1 pseudogene is annotated in these 211 nt (G+C 65.9%); it reads left to right on the top strand.

Annotation, left to right across the window (positions count from 1 at the left end):
• A pseudogene (locus tag IG84_RS38665) lies at positions 1 to 211 on the top strand (adenosylhomocysteinase); the annotation flags it as partial.

Raw genomic sequence — 211 nt, 5'->3', positions numbered from 1 at the left:
CCCGGCGATCAACGTGAATGACGCCGTGACGAAGTCGAAGTTCGACAACAAGTACGGCTGCCGGCACTCGCTGATCGACGGCATCAACCGCGCCACCGATGTCCTGATCGGTGGCAAGACCGCCGTGGTGTGCGGTTACGGCGATGTGGGCAAGGGCTGTGCGGAGTCGCTGCGCGGCCAGGGCGCCCGGGTGATCGTCACCGAGGTCGAC

The organism is Streptomyces ochraceiscleroticus (assembly GCF_000720485.1).
Taxonomy (GTDB): Bacteria; Actinomycetota; Actinomycetes; order Streptomycetales; family Streptomycetaceae; genus Streptomyces; species Streptomyces ochraceiscleroticus.
Note: the sequence above shows the minus strand (reverse complement) of the source record. Positions and strands in the feature narration are given on the sequence as shown.